The sequence below is a fragment of the Thalassobacter sp. genome, assembly GCF_982993085.1.
Window position 1 is genome coordinate 1 of the sequence record NZ_CEZFMW010000045.1, and the last position, 26343, is coordinate 26343.

36 protein-coding genes are annotated in these 26343 nt (G+C 56.7%); 16 read left to right on the forward strand and 20 right to left on the reverse strand.

The genetic code is table 11. The annotated features are described in order from the left end of the window. The 9 genes from AC4GMC_RS08770 to AC4GMC_RS08810 all read right to left on the reverse strand — a co-directional run. Window positions 1-261: DUF6441 family protein (locus AC4GMC_RS08770; RefSeq protein ID WP_487876091.1), on the reverse strand; the 261-nt coding region annotated here is incomplete at its 3' end. Between the two features lie 23 nt (window positions 262-284). Beyond that, a complete protein-coding gene (locus tag AC4GMC_RS08775; RefSeq protein WP_487876092.1) occupies window positions 285-683 on the reverse strand; it encodes a hypothetical protein in 399 nt (132 codons plus the stop codon). 33 nt (window positions 684-716) lie between these two features. After that, the gene (locus AC4GMC_RS08780; RefSeq protein ID WP_487876093.1) at window positions 717-1751 is read right to left on the reverse strand and encodes a major capsid protein; all 1035 of its coding nucleotides are present in this window, start codon (window positions 1749-1751) and stop codon (window positions 717-719) included. Window positions 1752-1779: 28 nt separating this feature from the next. After that, entirely contained in the window at window positions 1780-2151 is a 372-nt protein-coding gene (locus AC4GMC_RS08785; protein ID WP_487876094.1) for a head decoration protein, read from the reverse strand. A 28-nt stretch (window positions 2152-2179) separates the two neighbouring features. Continuing rightward, window positions 2180-3508, reverse strand: a complete 1329-nt coding sequence (locus AC4GMC_RS08790) for a S49 family peptidase (RefSeq protein WP_487876095.1) — start codon at window positions 3506-3508, stop codon at window positions 2180-2182. Then, entirely contained in the window at window positions 3505-3765 is a 261-nt protein-coding gene (locus AC4GMC_RS08795; protein WP_487876096.1) for a hypothetical protein, read from the reverse strand. Before AC4GMC_RS08795 ends, AC4GMC_RS08790 begins: the two co-directional genes overlap by 4 nt. Further along, complete coding sequence (locus AC4GMC_RS08800; RefSeq protein ID WP_487876097.1) at window positions 3765-5417, reverse strand: phage portal protein; 1653 nt, start codon at window positions 5415-5417, stop codon at window positions 3765-3767. The genes AC4GMC_RS08795 and AC4GMC_RS08800 overlap by 1 nt, the downstream gene beginning before the upstream one ends. A gap of 3 nt (window positions 5418-5420) precedes the next feature. Next, window positions 5421-7451, reverse strand: a complete 2031-nt coding sequence (locus AC4GMC_RS08805) for a terminase gpA endonuclease subunit (protein WP_487876098.1) — start codon at window positions 7449-7451, stop codon at window positions 5421-5423. Next, entirely contained in the window at window positions 7357-7860 is a 504-nt protein-coding gene (locus tag AC4GMC_RS08810; protein WP_487876099.1) for a hypothetical protein, read from the reverse strand. The genes AC4GMC_RS08805 and AC4GMC_RS08810 overlap by 95 nt, the downstream gene beginning before the upstream one ends. Window positions 7861-7986: 126 nt before the next feature. Between AC4GMC_RS08810 and AC4GMC_RS08815 the strand changes: the two genes are divergently transcribed. The 3 genes from AC4GMC_RS08815 to AC4GMC_RS08825 all read left to right on the forward strand — a co-directional run bounded on the left by AC4GMC_RS08815 (window position 7987) and on the right by AC4GMC_RS08825 (window position 8801). Then, window positions 7987-8205, forward strand: a complete 219-nt coding sequence (locus AC4GMC_RS08815) for a hypothetical protein (RefSeq protein WP_487876100.1) — start codon at window positions 7987-7989, stop codon at window positions 8203-8205. Between the two features lie 20 nt (window positions 8206-8225). Next, on the forward strand, window positions 8226-8468 hold the full coding sequence (locus tag AC4GMC_RS08820) for a DUF3489 domain-containing protein (RefSeq protein WP_487876101.1): 243 nt from the start codon (window positions 8226-8228) through the stop codon (window positions 8466-8468). A 195-nt stretch (window positions 8469-8663) separates the two neighbouring features. After that, a complete protein-coding gene (locus AC4GMC_RS08825) occupies window positions 8664-8801 on the forward strand; it encodes a hypothetical protein (RefSeq protein WP_487876102.1) in 138 nt (45 codons plus the stop codon). Between the two features lie 258 nt (window positions 8802-9059). Here the strand turns inward: AC4GMC_RS08825 and AC4GMC_RS08830 are convergent, their stop codons facing one another. From AC4GMC_RS08830 to AC4GMC_RS08880, 11 genes are all read right to left on the reverse strand, one after another. Then, window positions 9060-10718, reverse strand: coding sequence for a tetratricopeptide repeat protein (locus AC4GMC_RS08830; protein WP_487876103.1), 1659 nt, complete (start codon window positions 10716-10718; stop codon window positions 9060-9062). A gap of 264 nt (window positions 10719-10982) precedes the next feature. Then, entirely contained in the window at window positions 10983-12296 is a 1314-nt protein-coding gene (locus tag AC4GMC_RS08835) for a site-specific DNA-methyltransferase (protein WP_487876104.1), read from the reverse strand. 642 nt (window positions 12297-12938) lie between these two features. Continuing rightward, complete coding sequence (locus AC4GMC_RS08840; RefSeq protein ID WP_487876105.1) at window positions 12939-13196, reverse strand: hypothetical protein; 258 nt, start codon at window positions 13194-13196, stop codon at window positions 12939-12941. 545 nt (window positions 13197-13741) lie between these two features. Next, the gene (locus AC4GMC_RS08845) at window positions 13742-14428 is read right to left on the reverse strand and encodes a hypothetical protein (RefSeq protein ID WP_487876106.1); all 687 of its coding nucleotides are present in this window, start codon (window positions 14426-14428) and stop codon (window positions 13742-13744) included. A gap of 332 nt (window positions 14429-14760) precedes the next feature. Further along, on the reverse strand, window positions 14761-15186 hold the full coding sequence (locus AC4GMC_RS08850) for a hypothetical protein (RefSeq protein WP_487876107.1): 426 nt from the start codon (window positions 15184-15186) through the stop codon (window positions 14761-14763). Continuing rightward, window positions 15183-15677, reverse strand: coding sequence for a hypothetical protein (locus AC4GMC_RS08855; RefSeq protein ID WP_487876108.1), 495 nt, complete (start codon window positions 15675-15677; stop codon window positions 15183-15185). Before AC4GMC_RS08855 ends, AC4GMC_RS08850 begins: the two co-directional genes overlap by 4 nt. Then, window positions 15664-15879: a hypothetical protein gene (locus tag AC4GMC_RS08860; protein ID WP_487876109.1), complete on the reverse strand. Its 216-nt coding sequence runs from the start codon at window positions 15877-15879 to the stop codon at window positions 15664-15666. The genes AC4GMC_RS08855 and AC4GMC_RS08860 overlap by 14 nt, the downstream gene beginning before the upstream one ends. Window positions 15880-15888: 9 nt before the next feature. Continuing rightward, complete coding sequence (locus AC4GMC_RS08865; protein ID WP_487876110.1) at window positions 15889-16590, reverse strand: hypothetical protein; 702 nt, start codon at window positions 16588-16590, stop codon at window positions 15889-15891. Continuing rightward, window positions 16578-17456 (reverse strand): helix-turn-helix domain-containing protein, encoded by an 879-nt coding sequence (locus AC4GMC_RS08870; protein ID WP_487876111.1) that lies wholly within the window; start codon window positions 17454-17456, stop codon window positions 16578-16580. The genes AC4GMC_RS08865 and AC4GMC_RS08870 overlap by 13 nt, the downstream gene beginning before the upstream one ends. Then, window positions 17453-18064 (reverse strand): hypothetical protein, encoded by a 612-nt coding sequence (locus tag AC4GMC_RS08875; protein ID WP_487876112.1) that lies wholly within the window; start codon window positions 18062-18064, stop codon window positions 17453-17455. The genes AC4GMC_RS08870 and AC4GMC_RS08875 overlap by 4 nt, the downstream gene beginning before the upstream one ends. A gap of 91 nt (window positions 18065-18155) precedes the next feature. Then, window positions 18156-18497 carry a hypothetical protein gene (locus AC4GMC_RS08880; protein ID WP_487876113.1) on the reverse strand — a complete coding sequence of 114 codons (342 nt, stop codon included), beginning with the start codon at window positions 18495-18497 and terminating at the stop codon, window positions 18156-18158. A 798-nt stretch (window positions 18498-19295) separates the two neighbouring features. Between AC4GMC_RS08880 and AC4GMC_RS08885 the strand changes: the two genes are divergently transcribed. The 13 genes from AC4GMC_RS08885 to AC4GMC_RS08945 all read left to right on the forward strand — a co-directional run bounded on the left by AC4GMC_RS08885 (window position 19296) and on the right by AC4GMC_RS08945 (window position 26218). After that, complete coding sequence (locus AC4GMC_RS08885; protein WP_058123282.1) at window positions 19296-19553, forward strand: helix-turn-helix domain-containing protein; 258 nt, start codon at window positions 19296-19298, stop codon at window positions 19551-19553. A 244-nt stretch (window positions 19554-19797) separates the two neighbouring features. Continuing rightward, entirely contained in the window at window positions 19798-19959 is a 162-nt protein-coding gene (locus tag AC4GMC_RS08890) for a hypothetical protein (RefSeq protein ID WP_487876114.1), read from the forward strand. A 197-nt stretch (window positions 19960-20156) separates the two neighbouring features. After that, window positions 20157-20534 (forward strand): hypothetical protein, encoded by a 378-nt coding sequence (locus tag AC4GMC_RS08895; protein ID WP_487876115.1) that lies wholly within the window; start codon window positions 20157-20159, stop codon window positions 20532-20534. 11 nt (window positions 20535-20545) lie between these two features. Continuing rightward, the gene (locus AC4GMC_RS08900) at window positions 20546-20752 is read left to right on the forward strand and encodes a hypothetical protein (RefSeq protein WP_487876116.1); all 207 of its coding nucleotides are present in this window, start codon (window positions 20546-20548) and stop codon (window positions 20750-20752) included. A 2-nt stretch (window positions 20753-20754) separates the two neighbouring features. Further along, window positions 20755-21498 (forward strand): hypothetical protein, encoded by a 744-nt coding sequence (locus tag AC4GMC_RS08905; protein ID WP_487876117.1) that lies wholly within the window; start codon window positions 20755-20757, stop codon window positions 21496-21498. After that, window positions 21495-22658 (forward strand): recombinase RecT, encoded by a 1164-nt coding sequence (locus AC4GMC_RS08910; RefSeq protein ID WP_487876118.1) that lies wholly within the window; start codon window positions 21495-21497, stop codon window positions 22656-22658. Before AC4GMC_RS08905 ends, AC4GMC_RS08910 begins: the two co-directional genes overlap by 4 nt. Then, the gene (locus tag AC4GMC_RS08915; protein WP_487876119.1) at window positions 22655-23035 is read left to right on the forward strand and encodes a hypothetical protein; all 381 of its coding nucleotides are present in this window, start codon (window positions 22655-22657) and stop codon (window positions 23033-23035) included. Before AC4GMC_RS08910 ends, AC4GMC_RS08915 begins: the two co-directional genes overlap by 4 nt. Next, window positions 23029-23262: a LexA family protein gene (locus AC4GMC_RS08920; protein ID WP_487876120.1), complete on the forward strand. Its 234-nt coding sequence runs from the start codon at window positions 23029-23031 to the stop codon at window positions 23260-23262. Before AC4GMC_RS08915 ends, AC4GMC_RS08920 begins: the two co-directional genes overlap by 7 nt. After that, window positions 23262-23726 (forward strand): single-stranded DNA-binding protein, encoded by a 465-nt coding sequence (gene ssb / locus AC4GMC_RS08925; RefSeq protein ID WP_487876121.1) that lies wholly within the window; start codon window positions 23262-23264, stop codon window positions 23724-23726. The genes AC4GMC_RS08920 and ssb overlap by 1 nt, the downstream gene beginning before the upstream one ends. Before the next feature lie 40 nt (window positions 23727-23766). Beyond that, window positions 23767-24285, forward strand: a complete 519-nt coding sequence (locus AC4GMC_RS08930; protein ID WP_487876122.1) for a hypothetical protein — start codon at window positions 23767-23769, stop codon at window positions 24283-24285. A gap of 247 nt (window positions 24286-24532) precedes the next feature. Next, on the forward strand, window positions 24533-24865 hold the full coding sequence (locus AC4GMC_RS08935) for a nuclease domain-containing protein (RefSeq protein WP_487876123.1): 333 nt from the start codon (window positions 24533-24535) through the stop codon (window positions 24863-24865). A 133-nt stretch (window positions 24866-24998) separates the two neighbouring features. Beyond that, on the forward strand, window positions 24999-25187 hold the full coding sequence (locus AC4GMC_RS08940; RefSeq protein WP_487876124.1) for a hypothetical protein: 189 nt from the start codon (window positions 24999-25001) through the stop codon (window positions 25185-25187). An 8-nt stretch (window positions 25188-25195) separates the two neighbouring features. After that, entirely contained in the window at window positions 25196-26218 is a 1023-nt protein-coding gene (locus AC4GMC_RS08945) for a tyrosine-type recombinase/integrase (protein ID WP_487876125.1), read from the forward strand. Window positions 26219-26343: the final 125 nt, after the last annotated feature.

A 26343-nucleotide genomic window follows, 5' to 3' on the forward strand; every position in this document is an offset into this window, starting at 1 on the left:
ATCACTGCCCACGATCAGATGAAATCTGTGCCCACCATCCCGCGAAACACGCAGACTTTCGCCCGACTTTGGGTAAGTCGCGCTTCGTACGGAGTTTGCGAGCCGTGTGCCAAGACCCGCGCCGTTAATCTGACGCCGCCACGCAAGCTTAAGATCGGTTCCGACCTTAGTCATCGCCCGGGTCGTCGCCTTTTCGCCTGCAAGAACCTCTCGGCGCATGGTCTCGGCGATGTCGGGGGAGGTTTTGATCGACAGACGCATTGTGAACCTCCAATTTGGGCGGCTTAGTCTTCGCCGTGTTCCACAAGGATCAAAAGCAGCTCGCCTTGGTTGGTGCGGTGGAGCCCTGAAATCATGAATTCCGGCTGACCTGGCCGTGAGACCATCGAAATTTGGTCGCCTTTCTCAGGCTCAAAAGGCAGCTGCGCGACATCGCGTGCGGCGATCCAAAAGTCGGCGATCATATCTTGGACAAGCTGAGCGGAAAAATATTGGCCGCCAGAAGCCTTCGCCTCCGGGCCATCCGAAAAAATCCCACGAAAAGAAAACGAGGCGCGATCGACATCAACAGATCGCGCCTCGTAGGATCGTGTCACCCGGGGAAGGAGAACTGCGACCTCGGCCATAACGTCGCCAATGGCCTCTGAAAGAGACGCATCCAGTTCGTCAAAGATTGAGGCCACGGTTCATTTCCTTCATGGATTACAGGTGAGCGATTAAGTGCGCTTGCCGGGGATCAGCACGCGTGGACGTGTGCAATACTGCAGAGCGTTCATCTGGAATTCCAGATTGACGCCCTTACCGTTCCGCATCTCGTATTGCTTGGCGTAGAGGCGTTGACCCTGTGTGTTGACCGTCTCGATGTAGTCGGCTGGCGCATAGGCGGTGCGGAACAGGCCGGGGACGCCCAACGGGAAGATATGGCACTTGTTGGTGTCCACGCCGATAGAACCGCCACCGCGATAGTTCTCGAAAGTGATCCCGCCGAACTCAAAAGTGCCAAAGCTTGATTGCTGGCCGTTTGCGCCAGCGTAAGCGGAGCGCAAAGCAGATGCTTCGGCATGACCTTTGTAGGTCTCGCGCACCTCAGGGTGGGCGATCAGGTCGTCGAAGAACGCATCGCCGCAGAAAGCATGGATGCCAGTGTAAGGCAGGCCATCCAAAATTGCGGCAACCCGGCGTACGACCTCCGCGCACTTTTTGCGCAAAGCGCCCTGCGTCGGCGTCGCCTTGTCCAGATCAAAGTCGACTTCGGCTGGTGCGGCTTCATCGAACTCGCGGAAGTAGTCGAACATAACCTCACCATCTTTGTCGAGGAGCTTACCGCTCTTGATGATGTTTAGGCGGTGATATTCCTCGGTCAGGGAAAAGCCTTGGCTGACTTCTGCGGCGCGATCAGCAATCTTTTGCTGCAAACGCTCCACAGAGACCTCAGAACCGAACGCGCGCACTTGCTGCACTTCATCGGCCATGATCGCATCGTCTACTTGGAAGTGTGGCACCCGAAGCGTGCGCAGGGTCCGCTTGTTCTTGCCGAAGGTGTCGCCGGTACCACCGCGCGGCGAAGCGCCAACAATGAGTTGGTTCTGCTCACGGTCGGTTTCAATCGCAATGTCGAGCGTGTCGATGCTGGTTGTCTGGAAAAGGCCCAGCTGACCAATGCGCGACGGGGCGTACTTGATCTCGCGTAGGGCATCGGTGAGACGCAGAACGCTGAATGCGTCCTGCTTAAATACGTTTAACAGAGACATTTAAGTGTCCTTTCTCGATGATCCGCGTTTAGCGGACGATGATGCCAGCGGCTTCAAGCTGTGCGTTTGCGGCGGCCTTCTCAGCGACCTCGTCGCGGTCGGCGTGGTAGGTCAGCACGCTGCCGTTGATTTCAGCGTCACGGACGATTGCCGCAATGTCTGCGGCGGCGTCGGTCGCATCGCAGCCGTACAGCGCCACGGCGACAGCAGCTTCGGAGCCGTCATCAGCGGTATTGGATGAGGCGAGGTACTGGCCGGTGGCTGTGACTTTGCCCAAGACGGCGCCCGGCACGATGACGCCGGCGCCACTTGCGACGGTGATATTGCCTCGCGAGCGCTGGCCTTGGGCTTCGCTCATAAGGAATTCGCCGGGGTGCCGGCCTTCGTTTAAAACGGTCATATTGTGATCTCCTCAGACCCTGCTCGGATTAGCCGAAGCGCTTGTTTGCGTTGTTGATGGCAACGGACCATCCGCCGGCAACTTTGTCAGACGCGGATCCAAAGCCTTGGTTGGCGTCGCCACCAAATTCGGGCTCGCCAGCTGCGCGGCTTTCGATAGATGCAACACCGGAAGACTTGGGCGATGTTGCCAGAACTTTCGCCGCATCCTCGGCGCTCATGTCCATATCTAGCGCCAAAACCATAGCCTGTGGCTCGCGGCCCTGAGCTTCTTCGGATGTTAAAATGCTTTTGATGCGTGCATTTGCTTGAGCGGCACCAGCGGCCATGCCTTCGGCCCGCGCGGTCTCTACGGCCGCATCCAATTGCGCCTCGGTGATGCCCGCGTTTTCAGCCTGCGGTGCTCCGGCTTGTGTGGTTTTGGTCATACCAAATCCCGTCCTTTGCGTTTGGGCCCCGGGGGCCGTTGGTGATTGTTCAGAAAGCACCGCGTCCAACGTCGCGATGCGGTCGGCAAGGCCTGCATTAATTGCATCCTGTCCGATGTAGGTCCGGGCTTGCGTGCCCCGGATGGTTTCGTCGTTCATGGCAGCGCGGCCGCGATCGACAAGCTCGACAAACTGGTCATAGAACTTGAGCACTTCGGTTTGGAGATCGGCTTGAACTGCCTCCGGCAATGGACCGAACGCGTTTCCATCGACCTTGTGCTTGCCTGCATAAATAAGCGTCGCTTTAACGCCTTTTTGCTCAAGCTCTGCCGACCGGTCGAGGTGGGTCAAAACGACCCCAATTGAGCCCACAATAGAAGTCGGAGAGACTACTATCTCGGTCGCGGCACTGGCGATACCGTAGGCTGCGGAGGCCGCCATATCGTTAACAAAAGCGGTGACAGGCTTGGTTGCAGCAAGCGCGCGCACTTGCTCGGCAATTGTAAACATGCCCGTGGCTTCCCCGCCTGGGCTGTCGATGTCCAAAACGACGGCGGTGACGTTTGGATCGGCCGCGGCCTCTCGAAGCTGGTGGCTTAGGCCTTCATAGGACACCATGCCTGAGTTTGCTCCAATCCAACTGCCTCGGTTCACCAGCGAGCCGACAATCGAGACGATGGCAGTGCCATTGGCCACTCGATAGCTTTTGCGCCGCCCCTCGTCGTCTGTAGCGCTGCCCATGAACCGGCTGGCATCGGGCCTCAGGCTCTCAATCTTTGCCCCATCCATCGGCAAACGACCTTGCAAAACCTGCAAGATGATTTCAGCCTTTGTCGGGTGAAGAAGCAGCGGACGGTTAAGCACCCTAGACGCGATCTGCGTCAAAGAAGCCCCTTCCGCTGCTGGCATAATGGTGGGTTGATCGTTCATCGGACACCTCCTGTGGCGACCGCACGACGGGCAGGCTTGAGCCCACGCAACGCCGTACACTTTTGCTCAAAGCTGCGGATGACCATCAACAGTCGCTCTGGGTTTGCTGCGTGATAGGTCGCAGAACGGGAGACGCCGGATGGACCGCTTGAAAACGACACGGTTGCGGCGGCCTGTCCGGCAACAAGCCGGATGTAGACCTCGCGGAGCGTTTTGGCCGCTGCGCAAGGATTGTCCTCATCGATAGTTAGAGCCATTAAAGCGCGTCCTCTTCATCATCAGGATCGTCGGCTTCGCCTTCAGGGCGTTCATCGACCTCTGCTCCGTCGGGTGCCTCCACGGCCCCGCTGGCTGCCCCCATGAGCATTGGCTCTGGCAGCCGGTACTCTTGGCGCATATCGCGTTCCTGCGAAATCTGCTGGTAGACGTCGTCAACATCTACGCCGATGTCGTTGCAGATCATTGCGTCGGACATCACACCAAGACGCTTCCAGACTTCGTGAGCTTTGGCTTTTTTGAGATCGTCGGTCGTTGGACGAGCCGCACCCAACCACTCCGCTCGGCAGGCCGCCGCACGGTTAGCTAAAAACGCTTGATAGCCGCCGGGGAAGGCGATCCGCCCAGCTGCAATCTCTTCCTCCAGCCATGCTTCGTAGACCGGCTGGCAAAACGGAGCGACGATGTTTTGTCGGCGCGCCTTGGTGATTGCAAAGATTTCCGTCGTGGCTGCCTGCAATGAGGAGTAGGTCGCGCCGTTATTGTCGCCGGTCGCGCTCTCGTAGGTCAGACCAAGGCACCGCGCCAATTCACGCAGGAGGTGCATCGAAAAGTCTTTGTAATCCGAGGAAGGCTGGTTGCTTGTGTGGAACTTGAGCTCTTGCCCGGGAAAAAGGTGCGCGAGCCGGCCATTGATCCCTACATTGAGCGACGAGCTCTCGTAGTAGCCGGCCACCATGTCGATGTAAGCTTCCATTGGCGCCACGCCTTGGGCCGACATTTGCGCCTGCTCTTGAGGTGTCAAAAGCCCGGCTAGAACTTCCTCGGTCGGCTCGTCCGAAGTGATCGTGACTGCAAACAGCGTCTGCACAATCGACGCCATCAAAGTTGCGTCCGCGAGCTGGTCAAACTGCCGCGCGACCTGCAAGGCCGGTGTCATTGGGGAGATGCCGCGGTGCGTACCGGGCAGCCCGTCAAAGACGTGGATCACCCGAGGCCGCCCAGCGCGATCCCGTGCGCGAACATTGTACTCGACGTCGTGTTTAAACATGTCTTTGCAGATCGCCCGGTAACCGATAGGCATACCGTCCGCATCGAGGTAGACGCCGTTCACAAGACGCGCCAAGTTTTCCGTTTTGCGCGACAGGCGGTGGGGCGGCAAAAGCCGAACCTTTGTCCCATAGGTGTTCCAAGGGCGGCGGCGAAACGGCAGCTCTGCGAGGATTTCGCCAGAAATCAGCCAAGAGCGGAAAGCCGCGCTTTGCATCTGACCAAAGGTCCGCATCCCTTGGATGTCGCATTCCTGGGCGCTGCGAGCCCAGAGCTCAAAACGGCGCTCAACTGTCTTTGACCAATTGGAAGCCTCGGTGGAGGACATGCCAAAGGTCTCGTTTTCAGGCAGAGCCTTTAAGCGCAGCCCCGTGCCCACGGTGTTGGCAACCGCCTGATCGACCGCACCGGCAAGCCAGCCGCTGTTGTGGATCAGGTCAGCAACACGCGCTGCGGCATCATCCCAAGCTTCGGAAATGTCGTCTTGGCTTTCTCGGAGAGCTGGGCGCCATCCGGAGAAAGTTACCCCTCGACCACCGCGCATGTATTGGCTGTTGTGCCGAGGGGCTGCATCGCTGCTGTCAGCAGGCGCAGGCAGCTTTTGGCCCGCGAGCAGGTCGCGGACTTTTGAGATCATTGACATGGTTTACCTGTTCAGCCTGCTGCCGGATCGTTGGAAGCGGTTACGATACGCGCCACCGCCGCCGCTCTTTTTGGGCGGAGGCAGTGGCGGATCACCCTCTGCAGTGCCGGCTTCTGGGGTTAAGGGAGGAGATCCCCCTTCAGACCGGTGAACACCCTCAGGGATGCGTTGGACGTTGAGCGTGTAGCCAATCGCGGAACACAAAGCCTCGCAGTCAAGGAGGTGGTTGTCTCTGGATCGCTTGACCCATTGTGGCTTGCTCCCCTTGAGGATGCGCGCCTCCGACGTGACCTGCCGGCAGTAATCTTCGTCCACGTCGCTGTGGACATAGAAAGCCCCGGGCACATCAATTGGCGTCCGCAGCCTTGAAATCACCAGGGACTTGAAGAAGTCAGTTGAAAGAAGGGCAAGATTTACTGAGTAGAGCGCCCGCTTTCCATCTGGTTTCACCTCGATCTTTGAGACCCGGTAGGGAGGGGTCATTACGTCGCGACCCTTGGTCGGCCAGCAGAGCCACGAAAACCGGCGGCAAAACTCGTAGACTTTGTGCTCGTTGCCTTGCTCGGGCTTATCGGGTCGGAACCCAGAGTCGATAAAGACCCGCTCGATCTGCATCCCCGCGACCGGTTGAAGCATCATTTCAGCCAGTTGCGCCCAGACATCATCCGCTTCTGTGGGCCCGTGCAGCTGGCCATAGTCGACAAGCCACGAGGTGCCTCGCGCGCCGAATGCCCGGATCACAAAGTACAGAGAGAACTTCTGCACATCGACACCCATGACAAGCCGCAGGCCGCCGGAGGGCACCGTTCTGGGCTCGTAAGGCAACCGGCGCTCCATGACTTCCTGCCATTCTGGGACGTCGCCGGAGGCGGTGATGGAATAGCACTCGCCGAAGCTTGCGTTCATCGCGGTCTGCACGCGGTCTTCATCGCCAGATTGCAGCGCGGTCAAATAGGTTTCAGCGCGCTGTCCCCAAGAAACAAAAGGAGAGCACAGACCAGACGTCCACATTGAGAGTGTGGAGCTCTCCGTTGGAGCGCCAGTGACCGATGGTGCATCTTCGACAAGCGCAATCCGTTGACCGGGCGCGACCATCGCCCCTCTAGCGTTCATCCATTCCTTGTCATCGTTTGTGTGCACGCCACCACAACGGGGGCAGCTCAAATATGCGGAGCGCTTTGCCTGCGATGGCGTGGCGTCCTTGGGCCAGTGCAACTGGCGAAAGCGCGGCACAAAGTATTCAGAACAATGCCGGCATGGCCAAGCCCAATGGTGCCGGGTGCCCTCTTGAAAGAGCTTCCAGATGGGGCTCTCCAGATCGTCCGTGTCCGAGACCCCCCAAAACTCCAAACCAGTGTCCTCGTCCAACTCGACCTCCACGAGCCCCCGGGCTGGCGTGCTTGTGATCGCGGTGACAAAATCCGCATACGTCTCACCGCGCGCTTCAACGAGGCCCAGCACGTCACCTTGGCCTTTGACGTTGGCCATCATCTCGTCAAACTCATCGATCAAAGCCAGCGCCGCTGGGTCTGACTTCAATGCCGACGATGAGCCGGCGTGCGCGAGACGGATGCGAACACCGGCCACGTGCTTAAGCGTTTTTTTCATGCGGCGGCCACGAACCACTTTGTTCGTTAGGCTTTCCGCTTCGTCCAAAAGCCCCATCAGGCGGGGCTCAAATTGGTCGGTTAGAAAGTCTTTAGTCGGCCCGACGTAAATGATCGGGGCAGGGCGCTGGTCAAGGCGCGCCCCGATGATATCCAGCATGCTGTCGGTCTTGCCCGACTGCGCTGAGGTCACCGCGACAACGCGACGATAGCCGCCGTTGTGCGCTGCGGACGACCACGGGATCATGTAAGGTGTTAACCAAGGGTTCCGGGGGCCTGGAATGCCGGAAGTTTCGGGATAAACGCGATTGTCCGCCGCCCAATCCGCGGGATCACGCTTCTGACTTGGCCGACAAATCTCGCTCAGGGTCTGCCAGAGCAGCTTCCGATCTTCGCGCCGCTGCTGAGATGCGTTCGAACGATCCATTAACTTCCTGTTCCAGCTTGCGCCGCTCGGTCATTTCCCGAGTGTATCTCGCAGGCAAAGCGCCAAATTCTGATTTAATAATCGCTCCAAATTCCAACACCACGGCGCGAGCGTCCTCGACTGCGATGAGTTCACGACGTCGCTCCGCGATCCGCAGCTCGATTTCGCGCGTGCGCGCCTCGGTCGCCCTGCTAGCCGCCACGGTCTTGCTGCTCTTGGATTGAAGGTCTTCGTAATAGGCGATCACACCTCGGACCACGGAGACTAGCGTGTATTGGTTCTTGCCCTGTTTCTGCACAAACCCAGCTTTGACCAGTTGATGCACCCACTGCGTGCTGCGCCCGCAAAGCGCGGCAACTTGGTTGACGGTAAGGGCATTGCCCCTTTGCTTGTCGACGCTTTCGGGCATTATATTAAGTCTCTGTTTTTGCTTATATTTTGGTTGATACACGCCGCGAGTAGAGCGAACGTGATTTCACGGCGCCAAGCGCGGCAAACCCCGCCACGCAGCAGACGCATCCACGGAGACAACGCTATGACCACGACAACCATCCGCATCGCAATAAGCGGCCTGCCGGACCACCTGGACCGCAGCCGCATGGATACCATTCTCGACGACATCGAAATCACCATCGCCGATGAGGGCGGCGTTTACGGCACGGTCAGCGCCGACAGTAACACAATCAATATCGAGGTGCAGACTGGCCAGCTTGTCGACGCAACTACCGTCCTCGCCGAAGCCAAATACATCTAAGCCTGATCAAGGAGATCATTATGTCACGCCTCAATCTTTCCGAACCTGAAACCAAATCCAAACCGGTTACCAAGCAGCAAACCCTGATCGATATGCTAAAGCGCCCGCAAGGCGCCACGCTGGATGAGATCGTCGAAGTCACAGGCTGGCAAAAGCACACTGCTCGCGGCGCAATGTCGGGGGCTCTCAAAAAACGCCTCGGACTTTGCATCTCTTCGAAGAAAGAAGAACGCGGTCGCGTATATCGGATTAAGGAGGCCTAAACCGCACGGCTTCCCTCTGGGCTGACATTATTGTCAGTGCACCAGACGCAAAGCTTAGGTCACCTTATACGGTTTTACCCGTATCCCTTTGCGGCTCGCTCGAGCCGGACTAAGCCGGATCAATCGAACCGTACTGATGCACCCCCTGAGCCGCTCCTAGACTGTAACGTCAAGCCTGACGATCAGGACATAGCCGTGCGCCTTGCCCGTGCTGAGACGGCGCTTGATGCCGAGCGCGAAAAAACTGCAATGATGGAGCGTTATCTAGGCGATGTGCGTCGGATGTTACCGCCACCCGATGCCGAGCCGCGCCGTCGTTGGTGGCCGTGGTGAGGGATGACAGTTTCGTTGAAATAGATACAGCCAGCGGTTTTACCATTGCTTTCTGTTAGCATACGTCACGCCTACTTGAAGACAAGGGAGAGCCTCAGCCACGCAAGAAATTCCTTGGCATCTTCTGATGGCTCTTTCCAATCACCGCGAAGTATAGGGTAACGGGGTGAACGCACACATTAATGTCAGCGGATAAGTTGGCTCAGGCTGCACACATGCCACCAGTCTGAGTAAATTGCATCATTTATAAAGGTGTCGTCAGTAAGGCTCTGTGACTATAATACGAGCAATGGATGCCAGCGCCAAAGACCGGTCATCAGCATCTTCAATTTGTTGAGCAGCCTGTAGTGCCAGCGCAATCGTCTCGCGAGCACCAGACGCATCACCGGCCTCAAATTGTGCGTTAGAAATGGATGCCAGCGTCCGAAAACGGTCATCAGCATTTTCAATCCGTTGAAACGTAATAAAAGCGCCAGGCACATCATCAGTCTGAGCTTGAGCCCTAGCAATGGCACTCATCGCCTGAGAACTCCAAACTTTGAAACCAACATCTTCAATCCGTTGAACCGTGATTGACGCGCCGGACACATCACCAGCCCGAGCCTGAGCCTCAGCAATGTCTATCATCGCTTGAGAGCCCCAGAAAGCATCTTCAACCTGTTGAGCCGCCTGTAATGCCAGCGCAATCGTCTCACGCGCACCAGGCGCATCACCGGCCTCCGACTGCGCATTGGCAATGGAAATCATTGCATCAGAACGATAATGAGCCACCCGAATCTTTTGAGCAGCCTGCAATGCCAGCGCAATCGTCTCACGTGAACCTGGCACGTCTCCAGCATTCTCTTGCAACCCAGCAATAACTGCTAAAGCCCGAGAACGCTTATCGTACCCCTCAATTTGTTCAGCTGTGATCAAAGCGTCACGCACATCACCAGCCTCAGCTTGCACTTTGGCAATGGCAGCCCACGTCCGAAAGCGGTCATCAGCATCTTCAATCTTTAGGGCCGTGCTTAAAGCAGCAGGCACATCTCCGGCCTTAGATTGCGCATCAGCGATGGATGCCAGCGCCAAAGACCGGTCATCAGCATCTTCAATCTGTTGAGCAGCCTGTAATGCCAGCGCAATCGTCTCGCGAGCACCAGACGCATCACCGGCCTCCGACTGCGCATTAGCAATGACAGCTAGCCCCAGAGGTATATCGCCAACATTTCCAATTTGTTGAGCCGTTCTTAAAGCCGCATACACATCTCCAGCCTGAGCTTGCGCTTCAGCAATGGAAACTAACGCCCAAAAATAATAAGAAGCCTCTTCAATCTGTTGAGCCGTGATTAAAGCGCCAGACACATCACCAGCCTCAGCTTGTGCCCTAACAATAGTAATTAATGGGAAAGAACGGTCACCAGCATCTTCAATCTGTTGAGCCGTCAAAATAGCAGCTTTCACCAATGCCACGCGAGCGTTGCCAATATCGCCGTTTGCAAGACGCGCTTTAGCCACCTTTAGTTGTTCATTTCCGCGGGACACCAAGAGCGGCCTTTCAGCTTCTGCAATCTGTTTAGGCAGGGCATCTAGATTGAGTGGACCAACAGGCCCAATCAGAAGTTGTACGGCAAGATTACTACTGGGATGCTCTACAACGATGAGGTTTAAATTCTTATCAACTAACGACAACAAATCGACCCGTTCTTGAGCCTGCTCTAAGCTGTCACTCGTCAGTTGCTCTGATTGTTTCCACGCTTGCATTGCTTCAACGAATAAGCGGTTGGCATCAGCATTGATGTCAGCGCAAGCAGGCATAACACTCGCAATGAGCGTGATCATTAAAGCGATTAACTTATTCATATTTACAAGCATTTCTTCATCAATAGCTTTAAGATTCTGTATCCTATTGATATCAAAAATTTGTGATATAACCACACTTTTTGTACTCTTGGGAATAAAGGAGCGAGCAACATACCTCTTTGCGTGTGTTAGCAAACTTCCGGGAATGCATTGAAGGTACGATAGACTCTCCGGTGCTGCGGGCGTTTGATTGCAGACCGAAGCTTCCCTTCCTAAGAGTGATTACTGGCACCCCCTGTTTTTTCTCTCGCTAAAATGACTTAATAGACTTTGCGTGCTTGCATAGAACATCGACAAACGGACCCATCACGTCCGCTGAGATCTGGGGTGTCGAAAAACTTATATAGCAGCTTCTCCAAGGCGGGCCGCTGTCGTTTCTGCAAAGGTGTCGCCGGAATTTTCCCACACCGCTTCACGGCCAGTGAATTCCTGCCATCGGCGGACGGCGACATCGACATACGCAGGGTTCAGCTCGACTGCGTAGCACCGACGGCCAGTCATCTCCGCTGCGATGATCGTCGTGCCTGAGCCAGAAAACGGCTCATAGATTAAGTCGCCTTTGTCGCTGTTGTTTTCGATTGGCCTCTGCATGCACTCGACAGGCTTCTGTGTGCCATGACCGGTCTCGCTTTTGCGCGGTTTATCGATCTGCCAAACCGTCACTTGTTTGCGATCCCCGGCCCAATGTCCAGTTTTGCCCTCGCGCACGGCGTACCAGCAGGGCTCGTGCTGCCAATGGTAGTCGCCACGGCTCAGCACTAGCTGGCCCTTGTCCCAGACGATCTGGGACCGTAGCTTAAACTTGGTTGCAAGCAGGCTCTCTCCTACGACGCCTGCGAACAATCCCGCGTGCCAGACATAGGCCACGTCGCCGGGGAACAAGGCCCATGCTTCGCGCCAGTCGGCATTGTCGTCGTTGAGCACTTTGCCCTTTGCGTAGTCACTGCCTGCAACACCGGCTTTTTCACGCCAGCCGGGATCGTATTCCACTCCGTAGGGCGGGTCCGTAACCATCAGGTGAGGCTTTTCCCCGGCAAGGACGGTCTGCACGGTTTTCTTGTCTGTGGAGCTGCCGCAGATGATGCGGTGCACGCCCAAGATCCAAACATCACCTGGTTGGCTGACCACCGCCGTTTCGTCCGCTTCCGGAGTGTCGTCTGGGTCAGTCAAGCCGCCCGAGGCTTCCAGCAAGGCGTCGGGCAGAACGCCTTTTAGATCATCCTCAGAAAACCCAATCATCGAAAGATCTTCGCCAAGCCCCATGGCATATAGCTCATCCCATTCGACCTGCAGGGTGTCAGGGTCCCACTCGGAGGTCTCAGCCAGCCGGTTGTCTGCCAGCGTATAAATTCGGCGGTCCTCGTCAGACCAGCCTCGCGCGATCATCACAGGAACCTCGGCCATTCCGATTTGCGAAGCGGCCATGAGCCGCCCATGCCCGGCGATGATTGTTCCATCTTCGGCCACCAGCATGGGCATCGTAAACCCAAAACGCGACATGGAGGCGGCGATCTGATCGATTTGTTCTTGCGGGTGTGTTCGGGCGTTCCGCGCATAAGGAATGAGATCTGCGATCTGCCACATTTCGATTTTTGAAGCAGGCCATCGCGACGCATCGGTGCGGTCGCGGGCAGTTTTTGTGGTGGGGCTCACAGTCAACTCCATTGGGTTTTCTGGAAATTAAAAAACGCGAAAATATCGGGCCAAGGCGCGCCGCATACACATCATGCCCCGGAGGGGACCCAAGGGGGGGTGCGTCGACCAGTTGCACTCTCAGGGCGTTGAGTGCGTTTTGGGTAGGGGGGCGTGCTATTGGAATGTCAGGCTTGCCGCAGCGCGGCACAGGGCGTCTGGTGCTTGGTATTCGTGCGAAGGCTAGTGGGCTATGGGGATGCTCGGTGGCTCCCCAATTGTTCAGGCGGCACCGGCCCCCGCACATGAGGAATGGCCGATATCAGGGGGTGTTTGCAACAGTCGGTGTTTGTGACCTAGCAATTCGAATGCGCTGCTTAAAGGCGCATCTGGCCTTGCGTTAAAGGCTTTTCTCTGCGCTAGGGCCCTTTGTGAGGCACTTAGCAATTAAGATGTCCAACGCAATTCGGAAACCGGGCGCTTGGGTGATGCGCAGCCAGACACCTTCGCTGATCCCTGACTAAATCTGGGGCTTTACAATCGTTCGTATTCACATGTTCTTGTCAGCCTGCGAGTAGGCTTGTTGTGCAGAACGAGGCTGGCTCAGAAATTTTTCGAACACAGCCATTGCCTGTCATAGCTTAAAAGAACTTTAACTGTTTGTTAAAAAAACGTTTGGGCCACCATCCAAAGAAAGCCACCGCCAGCCAAAACTACTGTAGCCACAACTACCATCACAGTGCTGGCACTCTCCAGTTTAGACTGATGGTTAATCTCGTCTTGAGTTACCCACTTGTGCCTTGATGGGTCATAATAACGAGTTACGCCATCCTCAAAAATTTTTCCCTTTTTGTGAATGCCGCCCAAAATATCCTCCAGCTCTACAACGTCGTGACCACTTCTCACATACTTAACCGACATTCGTTACATAGCCTGCCGGTGCATGTGAGGATCAACTGAGTCGACAACAGAAACAAGCTTTTTTTGCCGTTTGAAGCCTTTGCAGATTCACGGTCCATTGGACCAGAGGGATCGAACCACCGCGCTCTCTTAGCTGATTTGGAGGCCTGGCCTTAAGTGCTCCAAGCGAGAATGCGTTTGATGCGCTTACCGCTCCTCCTATCCTGATGAAGTGGCTGACATCGCTTCGACTGGCGGTTTTTAAGGCCAGATTTCACATCCAATAGTGGGCCCGTAAAGCAACTAGCGCTTTGTGAGAGGCTTAATGCTTGGTTCTAGCCTGCCATCTCGAATTATATTGCTTGGGTTTCCCGTAGTTGGTTTGGTTCTGCGTTCCGAACTATGCTTTCCGGTGCAGGCCAGACTGTCTTCCATGTACAAGTTCATTTGACCCAACGGAGAGATGGAGATGTCGTTGAACCCATAGGTGGGGTGCGTGGAGTTATCCCAAGTAGGCAAAAGTATTGAGATGTTTGTTGCGGGCTTTGAGGTGCATTAGGTACCACCTACTGGCCTGTTGCTAATTGATCTCCGACTACGGACACTCTTCCTATTTGGGTGTTTGGGCCCAAGTCGCGGTGCTTTAATATACCCTCTTCAATGTATAGCTTTGATAATCTGTACTGCTTCCATTCAACAGCTCGCATCTCTTCGTCGTGGTCAGATGCTATCATCAAATACTCATCACCTGATATTGTTACTCTGCGAAGGAACTCGGGATCAGAATTCTGTGTCAGGTTAGTGATTATTCCATCGATAACCTCTGGATCATCCACTCGCTCTACGGTGAAATAACAAGCCCCCTCATAAGCAGCGACACCCGCACCCAGCACTGCACCTGCAATGATCGTGGCTGGAGCCATAACCACTGAAGCTATTGTTCCTACGGCACCTGCCGTGCCGCCCATGATACCAACAGTACCAGCTGCAGAAGCTCCTCCTGCTGTTGAGCCGAGCATTGTAGCCCCTGTAACTGCATGCGTTAACGTGTAAAACCCTGCTGCCTTAGCGCCTGTGCCGACGGCTGCCACGGCTCCTCCTGTAGCTACAGCTGTTCCAGTGCCAATTCCTCCCATCAGGTTGCTTGGCCTATAGTCACAAGCTCCAGCAAAAGATGTATTTGGATTGAACGCTACGAAAGCAATAAATACCAGCTTCTTGGAGAATTGAAGCACTGTACGTTTATCGATCATCTTTCTCTTCTCCTGTTACTGCTCTTAATATCAATTTGACAGTTATCAGATTGACTGCCCAAGCCTTGATGTCCAGTAAAAAAATAAGGAGATACCCACGCACTATAACAGCACCCTCAACATCGCCTCTGCAGCCATCAAGATCCGATGTATTGACCAGTGAGGGGGCAGTATGAGTTGTTAGGAGGGGTGGACTTTGGTGGGCTTATTCATTTGGGGGCTGCCTCGGAACGCTCGGTTCACCGAAAATATGGAGCGATGGCAACGAACCCCAAAATTAAACCACAACGGCAGCCGAATGATTAAAGCTCAATCCGCCGCCCCTGCGCGTATTACAAAGCTTGGCCTTGAGTGTTCCAAGCGAGGATGCGTTTGATGCGCTTGCTTCGTTCTACAAGCTCGTAGGCAAAGTCTGAATCCAACCGGGTGTTGGTTTCAACAAGGTCGATCAGCTCGTCGACCACGTTGCAGGCTCGGCGCGAAGCCCAGCGTGCATCATCTTCATCCTCGGGCTCACCTAGCCATGGTATTTTGAGCATGCTCGCGGCCTCCCGATTAGTGATCTTCATTTGCTTGAGCGATTTCCAATCCGCCTCTATGGACGCAGGAACATCACACCCCCGCTTGGCGATGTTTGCCATCTTCTGCAGCCGTTCGTTTTCTGACTTGAAGCGCTCCCGCGCACGCTCGTCGCGCTTCGCTGCAAACTCAGGGTCCGCGTTAAGGCGTTTCATGTTGTCGGCACGATTGTCAGTCATGGTCTTGTTCCTTCACGGTCAAGGCGCTTTGAGATTGTGGAAAGGGCCCGGTCTTTCATCCTGTCGGCGTGGCGACGGCTCATGGGGTATCCCCTGGACTTGAGGGCGGCTTCGAAATTGGCGCGGTGTACCTTGCATCGAAGCCAAAGGTTCAGCATCACCGCGTCGCCGGGGCAGTCCTTTGCCAGATACAGCCGGCACCAATCCAAGACCCAAATCATCTCGTCGACGCGCTCGGGGGAGATTGCCACTCGCTTGCTGCGCTCGGCCTCTGCAACGCCCTCTGCCTTTTCTGGGAGGCCCCACCCGTAAGCGAGGTGATCTTCAAGCGTTGGAGTGTATTCGGGCATCGATGAGCGGATTTGCGAGGGCCCCGTGGAGCCGGCGTTGTATCGCGCCCAGCGAACGGCTTCGATCATGCGGTCACGCACAAGCTCAGGTGTCCACGTGTGCGCTTTGTCTTGAAAGCTTGCGGGTCTAGCGTTTTGCATCGCGCCGCCCCCCATAGAGCCGGTTTGCGATGTTGGTCACAGCCTGCCGCTCCCAATCGCTGACTAAATCATCGACAGGGATCATCGCTATGCCGCGTTCGCGCCACGCCTTTTGACTTTGCTCTTGGATGATGCGCGCCCTGCGCTCTGCGTCATAGTCGCTAGGGCCTTTGGAATAGATGCCTGAAATAAGTTTGTTCATGGGGCACCCTCACGCGTGGCGACGCATCGAGGACGAGCGACGATCCATTGACCGAGCCGCGGCATTGAGCTCTTCCTGCCCCTCGCGAAGCACTTCTCCGGAGATTGCGCCTTCGCCGTCACGTCGTGATCGGAAAGCCCCCTTTGCCAACCTATGCCGCTCCTTTGCCTCGTCCTCCCAAGCCAGCGCCTTTTGTTCGCCGTAGTGCGCCTTGCGTACCAAGAACGCAGCCGAGCGGTATCCGTCCATAGTTTCCCTGTCGATGAGCCCCCGAGCGATCAGCTTCACCGCGTGCGCCCCCCAGAGGAATTGCTCCCCAACGGGTTGCTTTGCCTTCATCGTGGCGGCAGCGGTCTCAAAGGGATCAAGGGGCCCGGACCGAGCGGTCCTGTAGGCAGCCTTGGCTTTGGCTGATGCAGAAACAGCATCCTCGGTTGCGGCAATCATCACCTTGGCGGGAGGCCATCCCTGCGCGCCGTGCCGGCGGCGAATGGCTCCGTTAATTTCCGGGGTCAGTAAGCGCATGTCCGCGTCTGTGTAATCGCTGGGAATGATCCCGTTGATGTCCTCGACCAGCAGATTGACCTCGTCGCGGATCGCGTTGTCTGAAAGATGCTCAGGGAGGCGGTAGCGGTGCAGCAGGCCGCCTGGGTCGCGGTATAGAAATTCGAAGATCGCGCGTTTTCGCTGCTCGTAGGTCATTGCCGCCATGGGTCCATCCTCAGTTCAATTTGCGGGGGTTTGCGTGTTGGACTGGCGATCTCGTCGCACCCGTCCTCCGTGGAAACTGATCCGAGCCGGTTGAGCCGGTCGGTCGTGGTCTCGGCCCGGTTCCGGGCGTGCGTCTGGTCGTCGTGCCAGCGCTCCTGATTGAGCCACGTTGTAAAATGAGGGATTTTCTCGACTGGTGTTTCGCGCTGGAGCTTAATCCAGACGCCGAGCGGGTCGGTGATTTCAGCGTATGTTGCCTGCCGGCGCGCCTTGGTCCATGCCTTGCGAGCCGCGCCTTTGCCCACTTTGCGCGGGTAGTGCCGCCAGACCCTTTCAAATTCGTCCTCGATGCTGCGGCAGCCGTCGCTGAGACCGCCTGATGCCTTCGCGACTTTGCCTCGGATAGCTCCTCCAAGGGAAGGTTCCGATACCCGGATCAGATCGCCTTGAGGGGGCCGATCCGCCTTGATCGCCGCATCGCGGTGATCATCTTTTGGTTCATTTCCAAGGTTAATATTTCCAAGGTTATGGGGGGCGCGTTTTACAACAGGGGCCTGTTGCGTTTTACCACAGGGGCTGGTGCGTTCTGCAACAGGGGTCAAACGCAGGATATACGAAGTGCTCGTCTGTGATCCATTGTCTCGCTCGCGTCGATTGCGTTGGATAAGCCCCTGCTTTTCCAAAGCCTCGAGGTGCCGCACAACGGTTGATCTGTTCATCTCGCACTTGCGCTCGAGGGTTTTGAGGCTGGGAAAGCATGCGCCCGTTTCGCCGTTGTGATGTTCAGCTAGCCAGTAGAGCACAATCTTGGTGGCGGGTTTGAGGCCCGGCTGCTTCATGGCCAACGCGGTCATATAATGGCTCAACTGGCGCCTCCTGCTTGCGCGCTTCTTGTTTCGGGGTCTTTGCCCTGTTGATGAAAAAGCGGCCCCGTTGCGGCTGCGTGGGCGTCACAAAGGCGCGTACAGGCGAGATCCCACAATGCGGCAGCATCAGCCTGATTGTCGTCCTGAGGGGCCCAGCCGCGCGTTTGGCATTGCGCAAGGATCGCGGCTTTTTTTGCGTCCCGTTTCATCTTGCCGGATCCGATGAAATGCCTCGCAACCGTTTGCGCGGGGATGAGGTCAAAGGGTATGCCTTTGCGCTCTGCCCAGCTGATCACGTTGGCTGTAAGGCCAATCGTCAAGAGCGTTGTTTCAAAGTTGTTGTGGCCCGCCACAAACGGCTTCTCGATGAAAATTTTGGTGACGCCCACCTCGACGATCAGTCGTTGCGTGAGCCCCTGAATTTTCATCAGCCGGGTCGCGTGAAACTTAGCCTCATGCTCTGACTTTAGGTCGAGCGTCCAGAGCTCCGGTTGACCCCCGCAGGGGCCAACCGCGACACCGGTCTTCGTGGCAAGGTCCAGTGCCGCTACGATCATCAGGCGGCCTTCCAGCCGCGCGTCGCGTGCAGGAGAAAGGTTTTCACCCACTCGCAGCGCAAGACGACCCTCTTTTGATTAGGTAAGCGATGCTTCCCCCATCCGCGTTGTCGCGTGAACCGACCGTGCTGGGAGCCCGCCATTAGTTTGCCCCCATGTCAGCTTCCATGCCGGTGGTCTCCACGCCCTTGCGGTCGAGCAAGTCGGAGATGCGGCTTTCGGCCTCGATCTTGTAGGCCTCGTAGCAGGCGGACATCGTGCGCCAGTAGTCAGCGAACTTTTCGTCCGACATGGCGTGCATTGCTCGGAAGTCAGCAAAGGCTTTTTTATGGTAGCCACGCTCGTCAAGGATGCCCTTTATATTGGAGCGGTGCTCGCCGTTTGCTTCTGATATCGTCTGGGCAGTGTCTTCGGCAGTGGTAATATCTTGAAGCAGCTCTTCAAGCGTAATGCTGAAGCCCTTTTCGTTGTTAGGATAGCTCATGAGTTTTTTCCTTTCGTGCCGGTCGGGGTCGTTTTTCGTTCGCTTGGTGCGGCCTGGCCGTTTGCTTTCGTGATAGCGTCACGGCGGCGTTGTTCGCCGGCTGCGCGGTGGTCAGCACAGGTGCGTAAGTAGCCACGCTTAGAAGTTGGTTTTTGAGACCGGGGTCCGGGCCACCCAAAGCCAAAGGGTGCTCCTGGACTGCCGCAGACAAAGCAGCGGACAGCAATTGCCAGGACGTCTCTCAGCGCGTTTTCAAAACCAAAAAAACAAACTGCAGCCGAAGCCACTGTGCGAGCAGGTGAATCTGCAAGTTTAACTCCGGCTGCACCGCTCCATTTTAAGGTCAAGTCCCTGTCAAAAATGTAAAAAATACTTTTGCGATACAGACTGTTTCTACAAAAGAGCTTCAATTCCGTGCCGATGCGGGCATGTATGACGTGCCAGCGGGACATCATTAGGACGGCTTCCCGGTACGCAAAAACTCTCGAGGAGGGAGGTATTCTGAATGATCATTGCTCTGCGCTCGAAAATTAAACGCGCACTCGGGGCAGTTAATCCCTTTCGTCTCGCAGATTTGGCGGATGACGGGGAACCATGCAGCTGGGAACTTGCCTCGTACCACCGCGTTGTTGACTGCAGACGCCCCAACGCCCAAGATCGTAGCGATGCGCCTTTGCCCAAGCTGTGTAGCAATGTGTTTTGCTCTGTTCATGGTCCCATTTTCCACAAAAAGTGGATAATCACAATACCACGATTTGTAGATTGCAAAGAAATTCACATTCGGTGGATTAGTGGGCCATGAATGAACGTCCAGAATTTTATGAGATCGGCGTGCGCCTCGAGCGCATACGGCAGGCTTTTTCAGACGACAGCCAAAAAGCTTGGGCTGAAAAGAACCGCTTTAACATAACTCAATATAACAACTGGGAAAAAGGTAACCGCCGAATTCCAGTAGAGCGCGCCATGGACCTGTGTGATCGCTATGGCGTTACATTGGATTTCGTGTATCGCGGGAGAAGCGACGGGTTGCCGGAAAGCCTGCGGAAGTCACTCTGAGAGCACCAGCCCATGTGCTCGACCACGTGGTCAAGAGGGACATTAAGTTGTTCTGCCACCTCGATCATGCGGTCGAGGCGACGATCTACTTCGGCTTGATGTGCTGATTGCCCCATGAGAACGAATTAGCAACATGCTGCATAAATTGTCTAGCCTGAAAAATTAAAATCCACACTTTGTGAATTTATGATTGCGTAATCCACAATGTGTGGATTAATGTTTCCCTAGAACAAGGGGGGAACACATGTTTCTAAAACAATCCAAAATCACAAAGTACGCGATCAAAGTCCCCCGCATCAATTGGCGCGCAGTTCGCCTGATCATCGAGGACTGTATTGGCGCAATTTCGATTTTCGGGACTGGCTACCTCATTCTCCTGATCGGTCACGGCCTCGGCCTTAACTGATCCGAGCTTTGGGCGCTCAAACCCGCAAATCCACTCCGGAAAGAACAAAGTGATAACATACATAAACGTTTTGCTCAAATCTGCGCACTCGCCTCGTCTCGCCATCGCGATGGTGACTGAGCGGAAGCACCACCAATGATCCGAAGCTTCTTTCTCTCGCACCACGTCGCATTTCTGCGCGCCGATTTGTGCAAGTGATGCGTCAGCCCACGCTTCTTGTCCGCCTCTATGCGTGGCACCGAGCTGCGCTAACCGGAAAGGTTGTCCCGATCCACGAGGGCGAGCCGCAATGCGGATGGTTCAAAACGCGGATGGTTAAGAGCGGCCCCTTCGTCCCCGCGTCGATAACGATCCAGCGCGAGGTGGACGAAAACGGCGAGCTGGCAAGCGACGAGCTGCTTGTTTGTGAGGTAAACGGCGAGCGCCGCGATCCGGCCAGGGCATGGCTGTCGATTTGCAAGAACCCGATTAGCCGGGCCGAATACCTCGAGCTCCAAGACCTCCAGCGCCGGCATCCCGAGATGGCGGCGACCCACGCACCGATCCGGCTGCGAGCCGGGCAAATCAGACCATGAAAGGAGCCATAATGTTTGTCTCTGTGAAATTTAATCCGCGGCATCACCGCACCTATACCTACACCTATGACGGCGACCAGCCGCTGCGTCCGGGCGACATAGTCAAGGTCGAGACCAATGACGGCACTAAGGCCGTCACAGTAGCGGCCGTCGATGTGAAGAAGCCGCCCTTCGCTTGCAAGCCCATCGCTTCCGTTATGCTCGAAGGGGAGCTGTGATTATGCTTGACAACGAAAAGGCTGGGATCGGCCATAACAATGGCCCCGTGTTTAACACAGAGATTGTGGAGGCCTTCGCGGCCGAGGCGTCGGAGATCGCGGATGCGGCTAGCGAGTGGGCGGACGTCGAGATCACGACGGCGACCAAAGCCGGCGAGCTGAAGGATTTCCTCGACACGGCCCGGGCAAAGATTAAGGAGATTGAGGAGCGGCGAAAGGCCGAGAAGCAGCCATTCCTTGACGCCGGCCGCGAGATCGACGCCAACTTCAGAAAGGTCGCTGGGATCATCGAGCAGGCTGGCAAGCTGGCAAGAGCGCCCCTCGAAGCCTTCCTGCGGGAGCAGCAGCGCATTGCAGACGAAAAGCGCCGCGCAGAGCAAGTGGCCGCACGCAAGGCCGCAGAGGAGGCGGAGCGCGAGCGCCTGATCGCCGAGCGCAACCGCAACGCAGCTGCAATGGCGGAAGCCGATGAAAAGGCGAAAAAGGCGGCTGAGGCGCGGAAGGCTGCGGAGGCCGAAGCCCGGGTCAAGGTTGCGTCCGCGACCGGCACCGGCACCAACCGCACTGGGCTGCGCACTGTCCGCTCCGCCCGCCTTAGCAACATCAACCAAGCGATGCTGCACTACCGGGATCGCCAAGATCTGCACGATTTAATCGTGCGTATGGCCAACGCCGATATTCGCGCGGCCAAAGGCCATTCAATCAAAATTCCCGGCATCGATATTTATGAGGAGCAAAAGCTGTGAGCACCGCGATTGAAAAGGTTAAAACCAAGCCACTGACCCAAGTGAGCAACGTCAAAGAGCTGCTTTGGAACGAGGCGGCCAAAGCCCAGCTTCAGCAGGTCGCGGCAGGGCATATGAAGCCCGAGCGTATGATGCGGCTCATGGCAAACGCCATGCGGACAACCCCAAAGCTTGCGGAGTGCGATCCTATGAGCCTCTTGGGCGGGCTAATGACCTGCGCGGGGTTGGGTCTGGAGCCCAACACGATCATGGGGCACGCCTACCTAATTCCGTTTAAAAACAACCGCAAAAAGATTACCGAGGTCCAGCTGATAGTCGGCTACAAGGGACTGATCGACCTTGCGCGCCGCTCCGGACACATCTCTTCAATCTCGGCCAACATCCATTACTCAGATGACGAGGTCTGGGAATACGAAGAAGGCACGGAGGCGCGCCTGCGCCACGTCCCGGGCGCGCAGGAGGGCGACAAGCTGCACGCCTATGCCATCGCTAAATTCCGCGACGGGGGACACGCTTATGTGGTTTTGCCATGGGCCAAGGTAGCGAAGATCAGAAACGGCTCACAGGGTTGGCAGACGGCGGTCAAGTACGGGACGACGGAACGCAGCCCTTGGAGCACCCATGAGGACGAAATGGCCAAGAAAACGGCCATCCGCGCGCTTTCAAAATATCTGCCCCTCTCGGTGGAATTCCGCGACGCAGTGACCGTGGACGGAGGGCAAGCAGACTTTGCTTCCTTTGCGATGAACCCCAGCGAGGCGCTGGATGCGGTCCCGGACGATCAGGATGGAGAGACGATTGAGGCGGAGGCTATCCAAGACGCTGAAGGTGAGAGCAGCTTCCAATCGGACTATGAGCAAAGCGAAAAGACGTCCGATGAGGATGCGAAGCGCGCCAAAACACGCGTTGCTGAGGCCAGGTCTGCAAATTCGGAAAGCACACCCCAGAAGAAGAAAGAGGCAACCCCTGACCTGGCTGACGAGGCCGCAGCGGGCCTTGTCGCGCGGATTGTCGCTGACCTAGCCGATTGCGAAGATGCTGACGCGGTCGATGCGGTGATGGCCCTTTGGGAAGATCAAATCGCGACGCTTTCCAGCGCCGCGAGGGTACAGGTTAACCAGGCCGCCGAGGGTGCTACCAACGGAGGGTCAAAATCATGACCATGGATGATCGCCGCAGATCCGACCTGTATCAGGAAATCCTTGAGGACCCAGTAAAGGCCTACAGCAAGTACGCTGGCGGCGAGTTGGGGGAGGGGCTTCGCCGCTGGGTGCCTGCACACATGCGGGCGGGCCTAACGCGCTACATTCTGCTTGGGATTTTGCCCGGCTCTTTTCTTAGCTCGGTGCTTCAAAACGATTTGATCCAAGCGACAGCCAAAGCCGACGAGGTCAACCGAGAGCAGCTCTACAAATACGTGTTGTTTTTGGTGAACTACGCTCCCGCCGGATGCTGCGGCTCCTTGGAGATGATCCAGCAATGGTCGTTGCGTGGCGGTCTTGTGAATCAGTCAGCGCGGGGCAAGGCACCATGCTGACACCCCGCCAGCACGAAGCCCTTGTGTTTCTCGCCGCCTATACCAAGCGCACTGGGTATTCGCCTTCCTTTGGGGAGATCGCCGAAGCGCTCGAGCTTGCCTCAAAATCTAACGTCTATCGGCTGGTTAAGGCGTTGGAAGAGCGCGGCTACATCCGCCGACTTCCGCACCGCAGTCGCGCAATCCAAATCTTGAAAATGCCGCAAGGCAAAACGGAGCAATTATAATGGCCGGCAGCGTCAACAAGGTCATCATTATTGGAAATCTCGGCCGCGATCCCGAGGTCCGTTCCTTCGACAACGGCGGCCAGATTTGCAATCTGCGCATCGCGACCTCTCAGACTTGGAAAGATAAGAACACAGGAGAGCGCAAAGAGCGCACCGAATGGCACTCCGTGACGATCCACAACGATGCGCTCATCCGGTTGGCGGAGCAGTATTTGAGCAAAGGCTCAAAGGTCTACATCGAGGGGCAGCTTGAAACCCGCAAATGGCAAGATCAAAGCGGGCAGGACCGGTACACGACGGAGATCGCGCTCCGACCCTACCGCGGTGAACTGACCATGCTTGACGGCCGCCGGGATGGCGCCGGCGGGGGCGGCGGCCAGGGGGGTGGCTATTCAGGCGGTGGCGCCCGGCCGAGTGGAGACCTGGACGATGAGATCCCCTTTGCCCCGGAGTGCCGCATATGACCCAGCGCTTGGATCTTTGCTTTGAAAAAGGAGCGGCGTGATGGGCTACCCCTTTTTCATCCAGCGCAAAGGAAACGTCTTGGTTCCGACCTCGAAGGCAGGCCAGCTTGCGATAGAAAAGCTGAAGTTTGGCAAACTCTACAAGATCGAGCCCAAGCAGCCGCGCAACCTTGATCAAAACCGCATGTTTTGGGCGTTTATGACCTACGTCGCAGAGGCCTTGAACGACGGACCGACTAGCGCTGAATGGACGGCTGATAACATCAAAGAGGATCTTCTTGTCGCCACAGGGCGCGCGCGCATCCGCTCGATGACGCGCACAGAGCGCCTGCGCCATGACGTGCCGGAGGATGCCATGGCAATTATCGCGCGCCCTGTGTCGATCAGTTTTGCATCCATGAGCGGCGATGAGTTTTCCACATTCATGGACGACGCGATGGCCTACGTCCGCGATCACCTCGTCCCTTGGATCGAGGGCAGCGATCACTGGCCGGAGATCGAAAAAACCCTCGTTGCGAGCTTCATGTTTAAAGGCGATCAAAACGGGGGTGCCCAATGAGCATTTCCTCATCCCTTCCGACTCCATTTGAGGGCCCAGCGCCGATGCAGCGGCTTTGGAACGCGCAGACCGGCCGATACTTGCACCTCTCGGGGAGCGGCGAGACCAGGGACGAAACCTACTCTTGGCTGGGATACAAATATCAGGCGAACAACCTGCGTATCGAGACGGTCAAGCGAGGCGACCCGTGGCCCTACACGCTCCAATCCCGCGACGATCATGTGCCGGGCAAAGAGGGGGGCTGGGCATGATGGCAAGCTTCAAAGCGCGCAATGCGGTCTCGCCCACGATCCGCAAGGCCTCGGCCGGGCAGGAGTGTACCCTGCGCATCGAAGGCATCTGCCGCAACAATCCCGCTTACACGGTCGGCGCGCACCTTCGCATTTTCAACATCGCCGGGATGGGCCAGAAGCCAGACGATCTGTTTATCGTTGATGGATGTGATCGCTGTCACGACGCGCTTGATCGCCGGGGAAATGCGGCTGGGATCTCGTTGCAGGACATTTTGATGGCGTTGATTTTCACGCAGCGGCGGCGCCGGGCGGCGGGGCTAATTTTTCTCAAAGGGGAAAGGGCGTGAGCGGCCTTACGAAATACCAAGGGGCCGCGCATCGCTGCATCGGCCTCTTGGTGCAAAGACATTCTTTCCACGGAGTATCGTTTGCAGAGCCGAGGCTACTGCATGCCTCAACGCAGAACAAGAAGGGCTGACGATGCCACGCAAGCCTGCAACAATCACTCAAGCCGACGTCGCGCGCACCCTTCGCGCGTTTGATCAGGTCGGAATTCCCGTCGAGGTGACCCTTGAACCGGATGGGCGTGTCCGCTTCACGCCGGTTGTTGCCGGTGGGGTGCCGCCTTTTTCTGGATCGCTTGACTACGAGGCGAGGATCGAGCTGTGACGGACGTCATGCCACGTAAATTGCCTTACCTGCATCGCGAAAAAACCCGGCACGGGACGATTACTTGGTACGTCCGGATCGGGCACGGCCCTCGGGTGCGCCTTAGGGCCGCGCCGAACAGTCCTGAGTTTATGGAGCAGTATCGGGCAGCGATTAACGGTGATGTGCCTTCGCCTGCGTCGGTAAAGCCTTCGGGCGATCCGCGAACGCTAGCGTGGCTGGTGGATCAATGGCGCAAGTCCTCCGATTGGGGCAGCAAGGCCAACGCGACGCGGCGGCAGCGTGAAAACCTGCTCCACCACGTACTTGAGAAGAGCGGCCGGGTGCCATTTCGGGCGGTGCGAAAGGAACATATTGTCGAGGGTCGCGAGCGGCGGCAGGCGACGCCCTTTGCTGCAAACAACTTCATCAAGACGATGCGGGCGCTCTTTCGCTGGGCGGTTGAGGCGAAGTTCTTGGATGAGGATCCGACAGAGGGCGTGACGTTCATCAAGACTAAAACTGATGGGTTTTTGGCTTGGACGGTTGACGATGTGGAGCGGTTCCGGGCGCGCTGGCCTTTAGGCACGCGGGAGCGGTTGGCCTTGGAGGTGCTTTTGAACACGGGCCTGCGCCGTGGTGATGCGGTGCGGCTGGGTCGCCAGCATGTGCGCGATGGGGTGGCGACGTTGCGGGCTGAAAAGACGGGGGTGGAATTGTTCATCCCGATCCTTCCCGCGCTTGCGGAGGCGTTGAAGCATGGCCCTAAGGGTGATTTGACATTTATCTGCGGCGCGAATGGCCGGCCGATGGTCAAAGAGAGCTTTGGGACGTGGTTTAAGAACGCGTGCAAGGCGGCGAAGGTCGCGGGTTCTTCGCATGGCTTGCGCAAGCTTGCCGCGACGATGGTGGCTGACCGTGGAGGCTCTGAGCACGAGTTGCAGGCTCTTTTTGGTTGGCAGACGGGTGATCAGTCGGCGGTTTACACGCGCAATGCGAACAAGCGTCGATTGGCCATTAAGGCAGCGATGCGGCTTGCGAGCGGGAGCTAAAATTCCCGCACCTTGTGTTAGGTGCGGGATTTAGCCGGAAAAACCTAAAGAAATCAAAGGGGGAGGGGGCGGATGGTGGGCGACCCTGGAATCGAACCAAGCGTGGGTCTCCCCGGCGGAGTTAC